The organism is Pseudomonas mandelii, assembly GCF_002251635.1.
Classification (GTDB): domain Bacteria; phylum Pseudomonadota; class Gammaproteobacteria; order Pseudomonadales; family Pseudomonadaceae; genus Aquipseudomonas; species Aquipseudomonas mandelii_B.
Map to the genome: position 1 here is coordinate 59,600 of NZ_NMOJ01000067.1, position 14,250 is coordinate 73,849.

Here is a 14,250-nt window from a genome sequence, read left to right on the forward strand (position 1 = left end):
AACTGAATTTCACGCCCATTTTACTAATGCTGAAATTTTGCTAGAGTCAGAGCTCACAAATAATTACTTCACCTCAACTCTCTTGATGGAGACAATAAAAATTGGGCGTTTACATCGAAGGTGAACCGTGGGCCTTGGACCAAATGAGCAGAAAAGGGGTTGCAAAATTCCTTACTCAATACTTGGATGCAACTCCAAAGATAAATGTTCTGAATGTAAACTCAGCCTGGGGATCAGGGAAAACATTTTTTCTTAAAAACTGGGTGGAGGAGCAGTCCACTGACAGAGCATGCGTGTATTTTAATGCGTGGGAGACCGACTTTTCGGGGGACGCGTTTGTATCTTTGGTAGCATCGATAAGAGATCAACTGCACGCCGCAATCGGGCCATTACAAGAAGCCGAAAACCTTATGCGGAAATTCACCTCAAAGGCTTCGAAAACCTTAATAGCTGCAACTCCAGCATTAGCAAAAGGAGTTATAAAAAAGTTCACCGGCGTGGACCTCGGCTTGCTGTCTGAAATTGCTGATGGCGAAGCCTTCGCAGAAGCTGCCGAAAAGGCCGTCGAGAAATTAATTGAAACTAACAAAGAAACGCTCGCAATAGTTGAAGACTTTAAAAAAGTATTTCATGAATTGGTTACACTTTCCTCTCTACAACGTGCTGCAGGTGGGACAGTAAAACCTGTATATATATTCATTGACGAATTGGACCGTTGCCGCCCGACTTTCGCAATTGAATTATTAGAGCGTATAAAACACCTCTTTGACGTCTCTGGATGCAAATTTATTATTGCAACAGACACGCTTCAACTCGGACATTCGATTAGAGCCGTCTATGGATCGGGTTTCGCATCAGAAAAATATTTGAAACGTTTTTTTGATGCTGAATTCACCTTAGACAATACTGATATAGGCGCATGGGTTAAAGCTAATTTTTCCGACATGCCCGAGCATAAATTGGTTGGTATAGGAAATGCTGTAAACGGTGCCCAGCAAAGTCATTACTTTAATACTGATCCCGTACAACCGGATGCAGAGGCAATCCTCGCAGGGCCTCACAACCTTAATGAACATCAAGCAGTGGTTTTGGCTCTTGCATTAACCTTCAAGTCGAAGCTGAGGGAACTCGAAAAAATCTCTATGCAAATCAATGCAGTACGCACCAACTGCCAATCCCAAGAATTTCATTTTTTCTGGGCTGCTTATTTGGTATTCCTCAAAGATGAGGTTCCTGATCTCTACGAAATGGCTGTTAGAGGTGATTATCGTAGCGCAATGAAAAAAATACAGAGCCAATACGAGGGCAAGATTCTTTATTTTGTAGTTTCAAATATAAACGTTCATGACGTGTTTTCGCATTACCTGACGAGATACCGGGAGGGCAAAGAAGCAGCCCGACAAAGCATGCACAGAGGATCGGGGAGCGAACTCGGATATATCGAACGTGCCAACGCGGCGTTTTATAGTGAATTTGAAAAAATGAGAAACTATACGACCCTGGTTGAGCTCGCTCACAGCATAGAGTGATATTAGTAATTCGCCTCCAATCAGGGAGGACCCACATGCTGCGCCAGAGCCACGTCATCCCTTGATCCATCCTCTCCCTACCATAAAATCACCGAGTGGTCCCACGAGCATTTCAAACAGTGATGGTAGCTTTGCGGATAGCGCTTTGCTATCCAACTAGGCTGCTCAGATGTATCCGCGACCTGACACTGAATGACGCTTTTGCGCATTCAGCTTTGCCCTAAAAATGCCCTAAACCAAACGCCAGAAACGAAAAAGCCCCTGAAATCTTTAACAATTTCAGGGGCTTAGTCTTATTCAATAATGGCGGAGAGATAGGGATTCGAACCCTAGGTACCGGTGAAGGTACAACGGATTTCGAATCCGTCCCATTCGGCCACTCTGGCATCTCTCCAACGGCGCGCATCATAACANNNNTTTCGCCGGAAGCAAACCCCAAAAGCGATTTTTTTCCGTTCTATCAGATGCTTGCGTCGATTAAAGCGGTACGCCGAGGCGCTTGGCGACTTCTTCGTAGGCTTCGATAACGTCACCGAGGCCCTGGCGGAAGCGGTCTTTGTCCATCTTCTTCTTGGTGTCTTTGTCCCACAGACGGCAGCCGTCCGGGCTGAATTCGTCGCCCAGGACGATGGAGCCGTCGTGGAACACGCCGAATTCCAGTTTGAAGTCGACCAGCAGCAGGCCTGCGTCGTCGAACAGCTTGCTCAGCACGTCGTTGACCTTGAGGGACAACTCCTTCATGCGAACCAGTTGTTCAGCGGTGCCCCAGCCGAACGCCACGACGTGGGATTCGTTGATGAACGGGTCGCCCTTGGCGTCGTCCTTCAGGAACAGCTCGAAGGTATAAGGGTTGAGCTTGAGGCCCTCTTCCACGCCCAGGCGCTTGACCAGGCTGCCGGCGGCGTAGTTACGCACGACGCATTCGACCGGGATCATGTCCAGCTTCTTCACCAGGCACTCGTTGTCGCCCAGCAGTTTGTCGAATTGGGTCGGAATGCCGGCCGCTTCGAGTTTCTGCATGATGAAGGCGTTGAACTTGTTGTTCACCATGCCTTTGCGATCAAGTTGTTCGATGCGCTTGCCGTCGAACGCCGAGGTGTCGTTACGAAACAGCAGGATCAGGCGGTTGGCGTCGTCGGTCTTGTACACCGATTTGGCTTTGCCGCGGTAGAGTTCTTCACGTTTTTCCATGATGGGCTCCGCTTGCTAAATGGTGGGCTAGGCGATGTGTCGCCAGTCGAGCCCTGAATCTTGATCGGCCAGTTGCAGCCAGTCCGGATCGCACCCTAGGGTGTCGACAAAACATTGCCGGGCCAGCTGCGGCAGGTTGTTCTTGCTGCTCAGGTGGGCCAGGACCAGGTGTTGCAAGTCTTGCCAGCCCAACTCATACACCAGGTACGCCGCCTGGTGGTTGTTCAAATGTCCCAGCTCGCCGCCCACCCGTTGCTTGAGAAAGTACGGGTAATGACCACGTGCCAGCAGGTCTCGGCAGTGGTTGGACTCGATCATCAACGCATCGAGATCACGGTAACCGTCCAGNACCTTGTTGCAATACGAGCCCAGGTCGGTCAGCAGGCCGAAGCGCCGCTCACCGTCATTGAAGACGTATTGCGTCGGTTCCTGTGCATCGTGGGCCACGGCAATGACTTCGATGTTCAGGGCGCCAACTTGCAGTTGCTCGCCGCCGGCCAGGAAGCCCGCGGGTTCAATCGGTTTGCGCATCCCGCGCAAGGTGCCGCGACTCAGGTACACCGGAAGATTGTAGCGCCGAGACAGCAAACCCACGCCATGCACGTGGTCGGCATGTTCGTGGGTCACCAGAATCGCGCTCAGCTGCGCAGGGTTTACNCCCAGGCGCAGCAGGCGTTTTTCGGTTTCCCGCAGGGAGAAACCACAATCCACCAGCACGTACGTGTCGTCATGAGCGACCAGCGTGCCGTTCCCTTGGCTACCGCTGCCGAGAACGGCAAAGCGCATCGGATCAGCCCAGGTTGTCCTGAATCACGCCCAACACTTTGCGTGCTGTTTCAGCCGGCGCCACGGTGTTGATGTTTTTCTCGACGGTGACCTGGACGTTGTCGCCCACCTTGCTCAGGCGAACCTGATAACGCTCGGCACGGGCTTCAACTTCTTCCTTGCTCGGCGCGCTGCCGAACAGGCTGCTGAAGAAGCCAGGCTTCTCGTCTTTCTTCTCGGCTTTTTCGGAGAGGTTGATGTAGTACAGGCCCAGGCTGCGGTTGATGTCTTCAACGCGCCATTCGCCCTGTTCCAGCGCACGACCGACGCTCGACCAGGCACGATCCAGGTCATTGCCGACGTTCAGAACCGGGTTGCCGCTGCCGTCTTCGCTCAGGCTGACGCGACTCGGCGTATCGAAATCACGCGAAGCCAGCATGGAGACCGAACCGCCCTTCTCCGAGATGCGGCTCATGCTCGCGAGCATGTCGTCGACCAGTGCCGCGTCCAGGCCAGTGTTGACCGAACGGTTGGTGAAGGCCACGTCGGCGGTGCTGCCGGCAGGACGCTCGGCGCTGACCACGTAGATTTCGCTGGTGTTGCGCTGAACGCCCGGCTCGATACGCACTCGAACGCGGGTTTCGCTGTCGGTGCTGACGCCGGCGGCGCTCAGGCGCTTGGCCATCGCTGCCGACAGTTCGTCGGAACGCTGCCAGGTGGTGGTGAATTCACCGGTTTGCGGCTTCTGTTCGTCCAGGCGGAAACCGTTGTCCTGGAAGAACTGTACAGCCACTGGCCAGGCTTCGGCAGGTGGATTCTGGGCCAGGATCGAACGCGAATCACCGCTCTTCTGCAGCGAGTAGGCACTGGCGTCAGCCGAGGCCGACAGTGGCTGCGGACGCGGCACGATGTATTCGCCTTTGGCGGTGTCATCAGCCACGTTGCGCGGGATCGGCAGCAGCGGATCCAGACGCTTGGCGGTGCTGACATCCGTTGGCAATTGCATAGGTGCAGTCTGTTGCGCTTCCAGGTAATCGCTACCACGGTCACGGAAGTAACCATCCGGGCCCCAAATCCAACCGCAGCCGCTGGTGCTGGAGATAATCAAGGCAAGTGCGGAAAGTCCGGCCAATCGCTTCATGCGTAGTGCTTCCTCAATTAAACCAGGACGCCGGACTGGCGCAGGGCCTGTCGCAGCGGTTCGTGACAGGCTTCGCTGAGCCGGGTGAGCGGCAGACGGATACCGTCCGGCATCAAGCCCATCTCAAACAGCGCCCATTTCACGGGAATAGGGTTGGATTCGATAAAGAGTGTCTTATTGAGCGGCATCAGCTTTTCGTGAATCGCGCGGGCCGTGACGGCGTCGCCTTTCAGGGCAGCGTTGCACAGGTCGCTCATGGCACGCGGGGCAACGTTGGCGGTCACCGAGATGTTGCCTTTGCCACCCAGCAAGATCAGTTCGACCGCCGTGGCGTCGTCACCGGACAGCACCAGGAAGTCTTTGCTGACGCCGTCGATGATGGCTTTGGCGCGGGCCAGGTCGCCGGTGGCTTCCTTGATACCGATGATGTTTTTCACCGTCGACAGGCGGATCACGGTTTCGGTCAGCATGTCGCAGGCGGTACGGCCCGGCACGTTGTACAGGATCTGCGGAATGTCGACGGCTTCGGCAATGGTGCGGAAGTGCTGGTACAGGCCTTCCTGGGTCGGCTTGTTGTAGTACGGGGTCACCAGCAGGCAAGCATCGGCGCCGGCTTTCTTGGCGTTTTTGGTCAGCTCGATCGCTTCACGCGTCGAGTTGGCGCCCGTACCGGCGATCACCGGAATGCGCCCTGCCACCTGCTTCACCACGTAACGAATCACTTCGATGTGCTCGTTCACGTCAAGGGTGGCCGATTCACCTGTAGTGCCGACGGCCACAATGGCGTTGGTGCCCTCTTGCAGGTGGAAGTCCACCAGTTTGCCCAGGCTATCCCAGTCGAGATGACCTTGTGCATCCATGGGTGTGACCAGTGCCACCATACTGCCCGCAATCATGCAACCGCTCCTGCCGGAAAAAGAGAGCGGTAATGGTACTGGCGCCAAGATGCTTGTACAAGCAAAGTACTGCGCTGCTGCCATTCCCCTTGGCGCTGCTTTTCGCTACCCTTCAGACTTTGATCGGTACTGATAAGCTCGCACCTCGGGTTTCAGCCTCCATTTTCGGCATCACAAGCCCCGAACCAGCGTTGCCACCCCTCGCTCCTGCCTTGATGGAGCACGTTGCAACCTTCGGCCCGGGTTTTCTGAATTCGCATCCGCAGGCTCGCCCCCGGTAGTAAAAGCCCGTAAAAGTATCGACCGCTCATCGNTTTAGGAAGGCTGCATGTCCACCCCCACAGTTCGCGAACAATTCCTTGTTATCAGTGCCCTCGGCGCCAACCCCATGGAGCTGACCAACGTCCTGTGCCGCGCCAGCCATGAAAACCGCTGCGCCGTTGTGACCTCCCGCCTGACCCGTCATGGCGAGTGCAGCGCGTTGATCCTCGAGATCTCCGGCAGTTGGGACGCCCTGGCCCGCCTGGAAGGCAGCCTGTCGGGCCTCGCCAAGAAGCACGCATTCACCGTTAACGTGGTGCGCAGCGCGGCGCTGGAGAATCGTCCTCAGGCTTTGCCTTACGTCGCTTATGTCAGCTCGGCCTACCGCTCGGACATCGTCAACGAGCTGTGCCAGTTCTTCATCGACCATAACGTCGAGCTGGAAAACCTGACCTGCGACACTTACCAGGCGCCACAAACCGGCGGCACCATGCTCAACGCAACGTTCACCGTGACCTTGCCGGCCGGCGTGCAGATCAGCTGGCTGCGCGACCAGTTCCTGGATTTCGCCGATGCCCTGAACCTCGATGCGCTGATCGAGCCGTGGCGCCCACAAAACCCAATGTAAGGAAGANTTCATGGCCGTTGCCATCGACNAACCGGTTGCCGACTTCGAAGCNCAGGCCACCAGCGGCCAGACCNTCAGCCTCGCTGCACTCAAGGGCAAGCAGGTGGTGATCTACTTCTATCCGAAGGACAGCACCCCGGGCTGCACCACTGAAGGCCAGGGTTTCCGTGACCAGTACGCGGCGTTCAAGGCCGCCAACACCGAAGTGTTTGGCGTGTCGCGTGACAGCGTGAAATCCCACGAGAACTTCAAGAGCAAGCAGGCGTTTCCCTTTGAGCTGATCAGTGACAAGGACGAAGCGGTTTGCCAGTTGTTTGATGTGATCAAGCTGAAGAAGCTGTATGGCAAGGAATACCTGGGGGTTGATCGCAGCACTTTCCTGATCGACAAGGAGGGCGTGCTGCGTCAGGAATGGCGCGGCGTGAAAGTGCCGGGCCATGTGGATGCGGTGTTGGCGGCTGCACAGGCGTTGAACAAGGCCTGATAGTGTTGGCGTCAGTACTGACGCCATCGCGGGCAAGCCTGCTCCCACAGGATTGATGCAGTCCCTGTGGGAGCGGGCAGTCCCTGTGGGAGCGGGCTTGCCCGCGATGAAGCCCTTAGCTTCACTGAAAAATCAGGGTTATCCGTTAAAGCAGCGGCGCCACCACCGGCTCCTTCCGCGGCCAGGCATCCAGCACAGCCTTGAACAGCGTCGCCAGGGGAATCGCGAAGAATACGCCCCAGAATCCCCACAACCCACCAAACAACAACACTGCACAGATGATCGCCACCGGGTGCAGGTTCACCGCCTCCGAAAACAGCAGCGGCACCAGCACATTCCCGTCCAGCGTCTGGATAATCCCGTAGACCGCCATCAGGTAAATGAACTGATCNCTCCAGCCCCACTGAAACAATGCGATCAACATCACCGGCACCGTCACCACCACCGCGCCGACGTAAGGCACCACCACCGACACCCCCACCAGCAATGCCAGCAGCGCTGCGTAGTTGAGCCCCAGCACGACGAAACCGATGTAGGTGACGCCTCCACAGATAACAATCTCAATCACTTTGCCGCGAATGTAGTTGGCGATCTGCCGGTTCATCTCTTCGGCCACGCGGGTAATGAGCGCGCGTTCACGCGGCAGGTAACCGCTGACCCAGCGGCCGATCATCGCGCGGTCCTTGAGGAAGAAAAACACCAGGATCGGTACCAGCACCAGGTAGATCATGATGTTGACCAGCAGCGGCAGGCTNGACAGCGAGAACGTCAACGCCCACTGACCGAACTTGCCGATCTCGCCCCGCGCCACTTCGATGGCCTGCAGCACCTGCTCGTCCGATACCAGATGCGGATAGCGTTCGGGCAGCAACAACAGCAGCGATTGCCACTTGGCGAGCATGCCGGGTAGCTCATTGAACAGCGTGATCAGCTGATGCCAGAGCAACGGCACCACGACAATAATGAACACCAGCAAAACGCCCATGAACAAGGCGAAAACCAGCCCCACCGCCACCCCGCCGGGCATGCGCAGGCGNTCCAGGGTAGTGACCAGGCCCTGCATCAGGTAAGCCAGCACCATCCCTGCCAGCACTGGCGCGAGCATGCCGCCCAAGGTGAGCACGGCCGTGAAGGCCAGGAACAGCAGGACCGCCAGCACCACGGCTTCTTCGTCGGAGAAGTAGCGCTGAATCCAGTCGCGTAACACCTTGAACATCAAAAATCCTTAGAAATGAACGCAGCAGGTTTCAGGCTTTTTTCAACCAGTAGCGGTAAACACCCGCCTCATCTTCTTCGCGAAGCAGCGTATGACCGGCCAATCGGGCAAAGGTGCGGAAGTCGCGCTGGGAACCCGCATCGGTGGCGATGACCTTGAGCACCGCGCCACTGGCCAGTCGATTCAGCTCCAGCTTGGCCTTGAGCAACGGCAAGGGGCAATTCAGGCCACTGGCGTCCAGTTCGGCGTCATGGGCTACAGCGTCGGTCATTACATCGCTCCGGGTCAGGTGGTGGAGTTGCCTAGAATATCTGGTCCGAAGCTCAGTGTCCGGCTACAGTAAGCTCTTTGTCGAAAGGCTCTGTGCATGACTTTTTTGCGCCCTACCCTGCTGACGCTGGCCTGCCTGCTGGCCTCTCCGGGCTTCGCTGACGACCTGCCGTCACTTGGCGACGCCAGTTCTGCCATTGTCTCTCCGCAACAGGAATTCCAACTGGGCCGTGCCTGGCTTGCCTACCTGCGGGGCCAGGTCTCGCAGCTCAATGATCCACAACTCAAGGATTACGTCGAAACCAGCGTGTACAAGCTGGTGGAAACCAGCCAGGTCAATGACCGACGCCTGGAGTTCATCCTGATCAACAGCCCGCAACTCAACGCCTTTGCTGCGCCAGGCGGGATTGTCGGGGTCAACGGCGGCCTGTTCCTCAATGCCCAGACCGAAGGTGAATATGCCTCGGTGCTCGCCCACGAATTGGCTCACTTGTCCCAACGCCACTTTGCCCGTGGCGTGGAAGCTCAGTCGCGCATGCAGCTACCGATGATGGCGGCTTTGCTGGCCGGTATCGTCATTGCGGCTGCCGGTGCCGGTGACGCCGGGATCGCGGCGATTGCGGGTACTCAGGCGGCGGCGATTCAGGAGCAACGACGCTTCTCGCGCCAGAACGAACAGGAAGCCGACCGCATCGGCATCCTCAACCTGGAAAAGGCCGGATATGACCCGCGGTCAATGCCGACCATGTTCGAGCGGTTGATGCGTCAATACCGCTTTGACGCCAAGCCGCCGGAATTCCTGCTGACGCACCCGGTGACCGAGTCGCGGATCGCCGACACCCGCAACCGCGCCGAGCAAGCCAAACCCGGCGGCACGGAAGACAGTTTGCGCTATCAGCTGATTCGTGCGCGCGTTCAGCTGGTTTACGAAGAAACCCCAGGCCTGGGCGCCAAGCGCTTCCGCGCGCAGCTCGACGAGAACCCGAAAAATGACGTCGCCCGTTATGGCCTGGCAATCGCCCAGATCAAGGGTGGCCAATTGAATGAAGCTCGCGAGAACCTCAAGCTGCTGCTGGCCAATTCACCGAACGAGATCATCTACAACCTGGCGCAGGTCGATCTGGACATCACCAACAATCGTCTGCCCGATGCTCAAACACGGGTTGACCGGATGCTCACTCAGTACCCTGGCAACTATCCGTTGAATCAGGTGCGTGTCGATCTGTTGCTGAAACAAAACCGCGCCGCCGATGCTGAAAAGGCGCTTGAAGGGTTGCTCAAGTCGCGCCCGGACGATCCGGACGTGTGGTATCAGGTGGCCGAGACTCGCGGCCTGTCAGGCAACATCATCGGTCTGCATCAGGCTCGCGCAGAGTACTTCGCCCTGGTGGGCGACTTCAAGCAGGCCATTCAACAACTGGACTTCGCCAAGCGCCGCGCCGGCAGCAACTTCCCACTGTCGTCGCGTATCGACGCCCGGCAACGTGAGTTGATGGAGCAGGAACGTATGGTCAAGGACATGATGGGCTGACCTGCAGGAACATAAAACGCAGACACAAAAAAACCGCCTCTTTCGAGGCGGTTTTTCATTCAGCCGACAACCGGTTTATTCAGCCAGTTTGAAGGTGATGAAGCTGGCACGACCTTGACGCAGAACCCGCATGGACACCGAACGATTCTTCGGCAGTGCCTTGGCGATTTCAGCGAACTCCTTGCTATCGTTGATCGCTTGGTTGTTCAGGTGAGTGATCACATCATTTGGCTGCAAGCCGATGAGCGATGCAGGACCGTCCTGAACTTCCTTGATCACCACACCACCTTTGAGGTCGTAGGTTTTCTTCTGCTCAGCGGTCAGGTCAGCGACGGCAACACCCAGACGATTGCTATTGGTTTCAACGCCAGACTTGAGTTTCGAGCCCAGCTCTTTACCTTCGTCAGGGATCGCACCAACCGTCAGCTCGACATTCTTGCGCTTGCCGTCGCGAATCACTTCAAGATTGGCCTTCGCGCCTTCTTTCAGCGCACCCACCAGGTGCGGCAAGTCGGCCGACATGATGATCGGCTGACCATTCATGCTCAGGATCACGTCGCCCACTTGCAGACCGCCTTTGGCAGCCGGGCCATCTTCCTGGATCTGGGCTACCAGCGCACCGGCCGGCTTCTCAAGACCGAACGACTCAGCCAAGTCTTTGTTCACTTCCTGGATTACTACGCCCAACCAGCCACGGCTGACCTTGCCACCGGCTTTGAGCTGGTTGGAAACGTCCATGGCCACATCGATCGGAATGGCAAAGGACACGCCCATGAAGCCACCGGAGCGGGTGTAGATCTGCGAGTTGATTCCGACCACTTCGCCCGCCAGGTTGAACAGCGGACCACCGGAGTTACCCGGGTTGATCGGCACGTCGGTCTGGATGAACGGCACGTAGTTTTCGTTAGGCAGGCTACGACCGATTGCACTGACAATGCCCTGGGTCACGGTGTGGTCGAAGCCGAACGGCGAGCCGATCGCTACGACCCATTGGCCAGCCTTCAGGTCCTGGGATTTACCCAGTTTCAGGACTGGCAGATCCTTGCCTTCGATTTTCAGCAGCGCCACGTCGGAACGTGGGTCGGTGCCTACCAGCTTGGCTTTCAACTCACTGCGGTCGGAGAGACGAACGAGAATTTCGTCGGCATCGGCGATCACGTGGTTGTTGGTCAGGATGTAGCCGTCGGGCGAGATGATAAAGCCCGAGCCCAGGGACTGCGCTTCACGCTGGCGATCACCGCGAGGCGAGCGTGGCTGTGGCATGCCGCGCTCGAAGAATTCGCGCAGCGCTGGCGGCAAGCCTTCAAGGTCCGGCATCTGGTCGGACACCCTGCGGTCCGGCAGCTTTTGCGTGGTACTGATGTTCACCACCGCGGGCGAGGCCTGCTCGACCAGCTGGGTGAAATCAGGCAGTTCGACTGCTTGAGCAGCGACCGCCTGACCGAGTACCAGCACCGTGGCGACTATGGATAGGTAAGACTTCAAACGTGGTATCGACATACGGCTCCCGTTACGACGAGCATGGTTAAGCGATATGGAGCAAGGAACACCGGGAAAGATACGCCGGTATTTTTGTTCCGGGAACAACAAAACAAGGCCAGAGCCGTGAGGCTCTGACCTATAGAAAAATTCAGGTTTGTTTGCAAATTGAAATGCTCACCAAACATTTCTATATCAGCTCACTACTTGGTTGCAGTGGCATCGGAGCGCATGGACAGCGCAATCCGTTCAGCAGTACCTATCGGAATCTCACCGACCACGGTCACCATCATCTCGCCTTGAGGGGTCGTCAAGCGTCGAGAAACAGCAACGGTTGGGCCTAACTGGGTGCGGGTGTCGGTAACGGTGGCACCGTTCAACGGTTCAAGGAATACCGAAAACCGCGCCAGACCATCGTCGTACATCAGACTGTTGACCTGGGTTTTGGTCTCTGGATCTTTGCGGGCGCTGCTGCTGGTCAACTCGAAACCGGGCGGGAGCCAGTCCGAATGCCAGACCTGGGTGGCCTTGACGGCGGAGGCCTTGTCACTGTCGAGGTTGACTGCCTTGCAATCCTCGCCTGCCTGCAAGTCGCGGTCAGACGGCACGTTGTCGGTATCCAGTTGGGTGAACTGGAAACGTTCCAGCAACTGCCCTTTGTCATTCAGTAGCAATGACTTCAACGGCAAGCCGGTTTCCTTATCAAGGTGAAGCTCAAAACCGTAGCGATGCTGATCACGTGGCTTCAATGAAACAATCACTGCCGCACGCCCAGCCACACGCGACTTGCCAATGACGGCAAGCTCATACCAATTCTTCAACTTTTGTGGATCGAGTGCACGAGCAGCGGAGCTGGGAGAGTCCCCAAGCCCTGCTATCAGGATGCCGCTGACGCATTGAGTATGCCCATCAATGCGCACGACTTCCTGTGCTGAGCCGTCGAGCTGGAGTAAACGCTCACGGACCTTGCCATCCTGGACACGGTGCCAGATGTTATGGGTAGAAAAACTACCGTTACGCTCGTAAACGAATGTACCGTTAAAGCTTTGCTGTTGCTCGGCCTGACCAAGACGGGTCAACCAGTCCTGGGCTTCATCGGCATGGGCTGGAACAATGAACCAGCCACTGAGCAGAAGCGAAAGTAGAGGTATGGCGCGCATGATCCTCCTTAACGGTTTTCCAGGCTTGCTGCACGAGCGTAAGGCAGAGCGCTCTCAGTACCTTTCAGTGCAGCCTGTTGAGCATGTTGGCGCAAGTAGCCTGGCAGACGCTGATCGTGCCAGCCTGGTTGACCTTGCAATACGCCGTTGGCCATAGGGCCAGTGGCTTCCGAACTCTCATTGTAGCCTGCCAATACAGCTGGACCCTTGACCTGAGGAACGGCAAGACCCGGTTGACTGGATTGCTGAGCAAGTTCGACACCCGCGATCTCGTCCTGGTTGTACAAACGCACACCTGCCAGTACGGCAACGGTCACCGAAGCAGCGACAGCCAGTCGACCCAGGCTGCGCCATGGACCACGGGAGGCTTTTGCCGGTACGGCTTCGTCGGCCAAAGCAGCAGACACTGCCGCGGCGATGTCCAGACGTGGAAGCAGCAGATCCTTGTGCATAACTGCCCGAGCGATTTGATAACGAGCCCAGGTTTCACGGGTTTCAACATCGTCAAAGGCATTGAGCACTCGACGAAGTTCCAGTTCATCCGCTTCGTTATCCATCACTGCGGACAGCGATTCCTGCAGGGCATCACGACTCATGGCGGTTCCTCTCTTGGCTGTCGCCGCTGTCTTTAGTTTTCCTGCAACAACGGTTGCAGGGCTTTATCGATGGCCTCCCGAGCGCGGAAAATCCGAGACCNTACAGTCCCCACCGGACACTGCATGACGNTCGCAATGTCTTCGTAACTCAGACCATCGAATTCACGTAAAGTTAACGCCGTACGCAAATCTTCTGGCAGTTGCTGAATNGTTCGATGGACGGTGCCTTCGATCTCATCCCGCAGCAATGCACGCTCTGGCGACTCGAGATCCTTGAGGCCATGATCGCCATCGTAGAACTCTGCATCTTCGGAACTGACATCGCTATCCGGCGGCCGACGGCCGCGTGAAACCAGATAATTCTTCGCCGTGTTGATGGCGATGCGGTAAAGCCACGTATAAAACGCGCTATCACCGCGGAAATTGCCAAGTGCACGGTACGCCTTGATAAAGGCTTCCTGTGCAACGTCCTGCGCTTCATGGGTGTCGTGCACAAACCGCACGATCAACCCGAGAATTTTGTGCTGGTATTTCAGCACTAGCAGATCGAAAGCTCGCTTGTCGCCGCGTTGAACGCGCTCGACCAGCTGCTGATCCTCTTCCTGGGTTAGCATGAACACTCCTCGTTGTACTTGAAGGAGGCTTGCATAACTAAACGATCAGGCTTGCAAACATAGACTAGGACTTTTCGCAAAAGTTCTCCCCCTCCAAGCAAGTTTCCGGCGGGCTCTGATTTGGCACGCACGAAAAGCGCAGCTCGGCATGACCCGGCTGCGCGAATAATCTTGTCATCGGAATCACTGGCCAGGACCAAACCACAAGTCCCACCCTGAAACCGACACGTCCTTCTTTTCAGGCACCGTCTATTGATCTTGAGCCTTTGGCAAAAGTTCCAAATATTTATAGACGGGCGAAAGCGACATAGTGCAACCCTGAACAGAAAAAGACTGTTAAATCGTTGATACAGTCCCCTTGTCGCCGAACCGGCCGAAAAACCATCCGACGAAGCGTCAGGTATTTTCCGTCACAGTAGTTTCACAATGCCATATGCGCTCGGGTATTGTGCCGCTCCCCCCCTCTATATACTAGTGGGCTGTGTGACC

14 protein-coding genes and 1 tRNA gene are annotated in these 14,250 nt (G+C 56.5%); 4 read left to right on the forward strand and 11 right to left on the reverse strand.

From position 1 onward, the window contains the following. The first annotated feature begins 101 nt into the window (after window positions 1–101). Window positions 102–1,529, forward strand: a complete 1,428-nt coding sequence (locus B7L09_RS09840) for a KAP family P-loop NTPase fold protein (RefSeq protein WP_010462241.1) — start codon at window positions 102–104, stop codon at window positions 1,527–1,529. 304 nt (window positions 1,530–1,833) lie between these two features. On the opposite strand, the gene B7L09_RS09845 is transcribed toward B7L09_RS09840, so the two are convergent. From B7L09_RS09845 to dapA, 5 genes are all read right to left on the reverse strand, one after another. Next, window positions 1,834–1,923 (reverse strand) — tRNA-Ser (locus tag B7L09_RS09845). Window positions 1,924–2,006: 83 nt separating this feature from the next. Continuing rightward, window positions 2,007–2,720 (reverse strand): phosphoribosylaminoimidazolesuccinocarboxamide synthase, encoded by a 714-nt coding sequence (gene purC, locus B7L09_RS09850; protein WP_073521641.1) that lies wholly within the window; start codon window positions 2,718–2,720, stop codon window positions 2,007–2,009. Window positions 2,721–2,747: 27 nt separating this feature from the next. Then, window positions 2,748–3,506, reverse strand: coding sequence for an MBL fold metallo-hydrolase (locus tag B7L09_RS09855; protein WP_094468662.1), 759 nt, complete (start codon window positions 3,504–3,506; stop codon window positions 2,748–2,750). Between the two features lie 4 nt (window positions 3,507–3,510). Next, window positions 3,511–4,626, reverse strand: a complete 1,116-nt coding sequence (gene bamC, locus B7L09_RS09860) for an NlpB/DapX family lipoprotein (protein ID WP_094468663.1) — start codon at window positions 4,624–4,626, stop codon at window positions 3,511–3,513. 17 nt (window positions 4,627–4,643) lie between these two features. Then, complete coding sequence (gene dapA / locus B7L09_RS09865; RefSeq protein ID WP_094468664.1) at window positions 4,644–5,522, reverse strand: 4-hydroxy-tetrahydrodipicolinate synthase; 879 nt, start codon at window positions 5,520–5,522, stop codon at window positions 4,644–4,646. Window positions 5,523–5,850: 328 nt separating this feature from the next. Here dapA and B7L09_RS09875 point away from each other — a divergent pair, with 328 nt between their 5' ends. Together B7L09_RS09875 and B7L09_RS09880 are read left to right on the forward strand one after the other, a co-directional pair. Then, window positions 5,851–6,411, forward strand: a complete 561-nt coding sequence (locus tag B7L09_RS09875; protein WP_094468666.1) for a glycine cleavage system transcriptional repressor — start codon at window positions 5,851–5,853, stop codon at window positions 6,409–6,411. Window positions 6,412–6,421: 10 nt separating this feature from the next. Beyond that, window positions 6,422–6,895, forward strand: a complete 474-nt coding sequence (locus B7L09_RS09880) for a peroxiredoxin (RefSeq protein WP_094468667.1) — start codon at window positions 6,422–6,424, stop codon at window positions 6,893–6,895. A gap of 145 nt (window positions 6,896–7,040) precedes the next feature. Here the strand turns inward: B7L09_RS09880 and B7L09_RS09885 are convergent, their stop codons facing one another. Together B7L09_RS09885 and B7L09_RS09890 are read right to left on the reverse strand one after the other, a co-directional pair. Next, window positions 7,041–8,111: an AI-2E family transporter gene (locus B7L09_RS09885; RefSeq protein WP_094468668.1), complete on the reverse strand. Its 1,071-nt coding sequence runs from the start codon at window positions 8,109–8,111 to the stop codon at window positions 7,041–7,043. Window positions 8,112–8,142: 31 nt separating this feature from the next. Then, a complete protein-coding gene (locus tag B7L09_RS09890; RefSeq protein WP_020300476.1) occupies window positions 8,143–8,382 on the reverse strand; it encodes a sulfurtransferase TusA family protein in 240 nt (79 codons plus the stop codon). Window positions 8,383–8,478: 96 nt separating this feature from the next. Between B7L09_RS09890 and B7L09_RS09895 the strand changes: the two genes are divergently transcribed. Beyond that, complete coding sequence (locus tag B7L09_RS09895) at window positions 8,479–9,912, forward strand: M48 family metalloprotease (RefSeq protein ID WP_094468669.1); 1,434 nt, start codon at window positions 8,479–8,481, stop codon at window positions 9,910–9,912. A gap of 75 nt (window positions 9,913–9,987) precedes the next feature. Here B7L09_RS09895 and B7L09_RS09900 read toward each other — a convergent pair whose 3' ends face one another. The 4 genes from B7L09_RS09900 to rpoE form a co-directional block, all read right to left on the reverse strand. Beyond that, complete coding sequence (locus B7L09_RS09900; RefSeq protein ID WP_094468670.1) at window positions 9,988–11,412, reverse strand: DegQ family serine endoprotease; 1,425 nt, start codon at window positions 11,410–11,412, stop codon at window positions 9,988–9,990. Between the two features lie 182 nt (window positions 11,413–11,594). After that, on the reverse strand, window positions 11,595–12,551 hold the full coding sequence (locus tag B7L09_RS09905; RefSeq protein WP_094468671.1) for a MucB/RseB C-terminal domain-containing protein: 957 nt from the start codon (window positions 12,549–12,551) through the stop codon (window positions 11,595–11,597). Between the two features lie 8 nt (window positions 12,552–12,559). Then, on the reverse strand, window positions 12,560–13,147 hold the full coding sequence (locus B7L09_RS09910) for a sigma-E factor negative regulatory protein (protein ID WP_094468672.1): 588 nt from the start codon (window positions 13,145–13,147) through the stop codon (window positions 12,560–12,562). A gap of 32 nt (window positions 13,148–13,179) precedes the next feature. Then, window positions 13,180–13,761, reverse strand: a complete 582-nt coding sequence (gene rpoE, locus B7L09_RS09915; RefSeq protein ID WP_094468673.1) for an RNA polymerase sigma factor RpoE/AlgU — start codon at window positions 13,759–13,761, stop codon at window positions 13,180–13,182. Window positions 13,762–14,250: the final 489 nt, after the last annotated feature.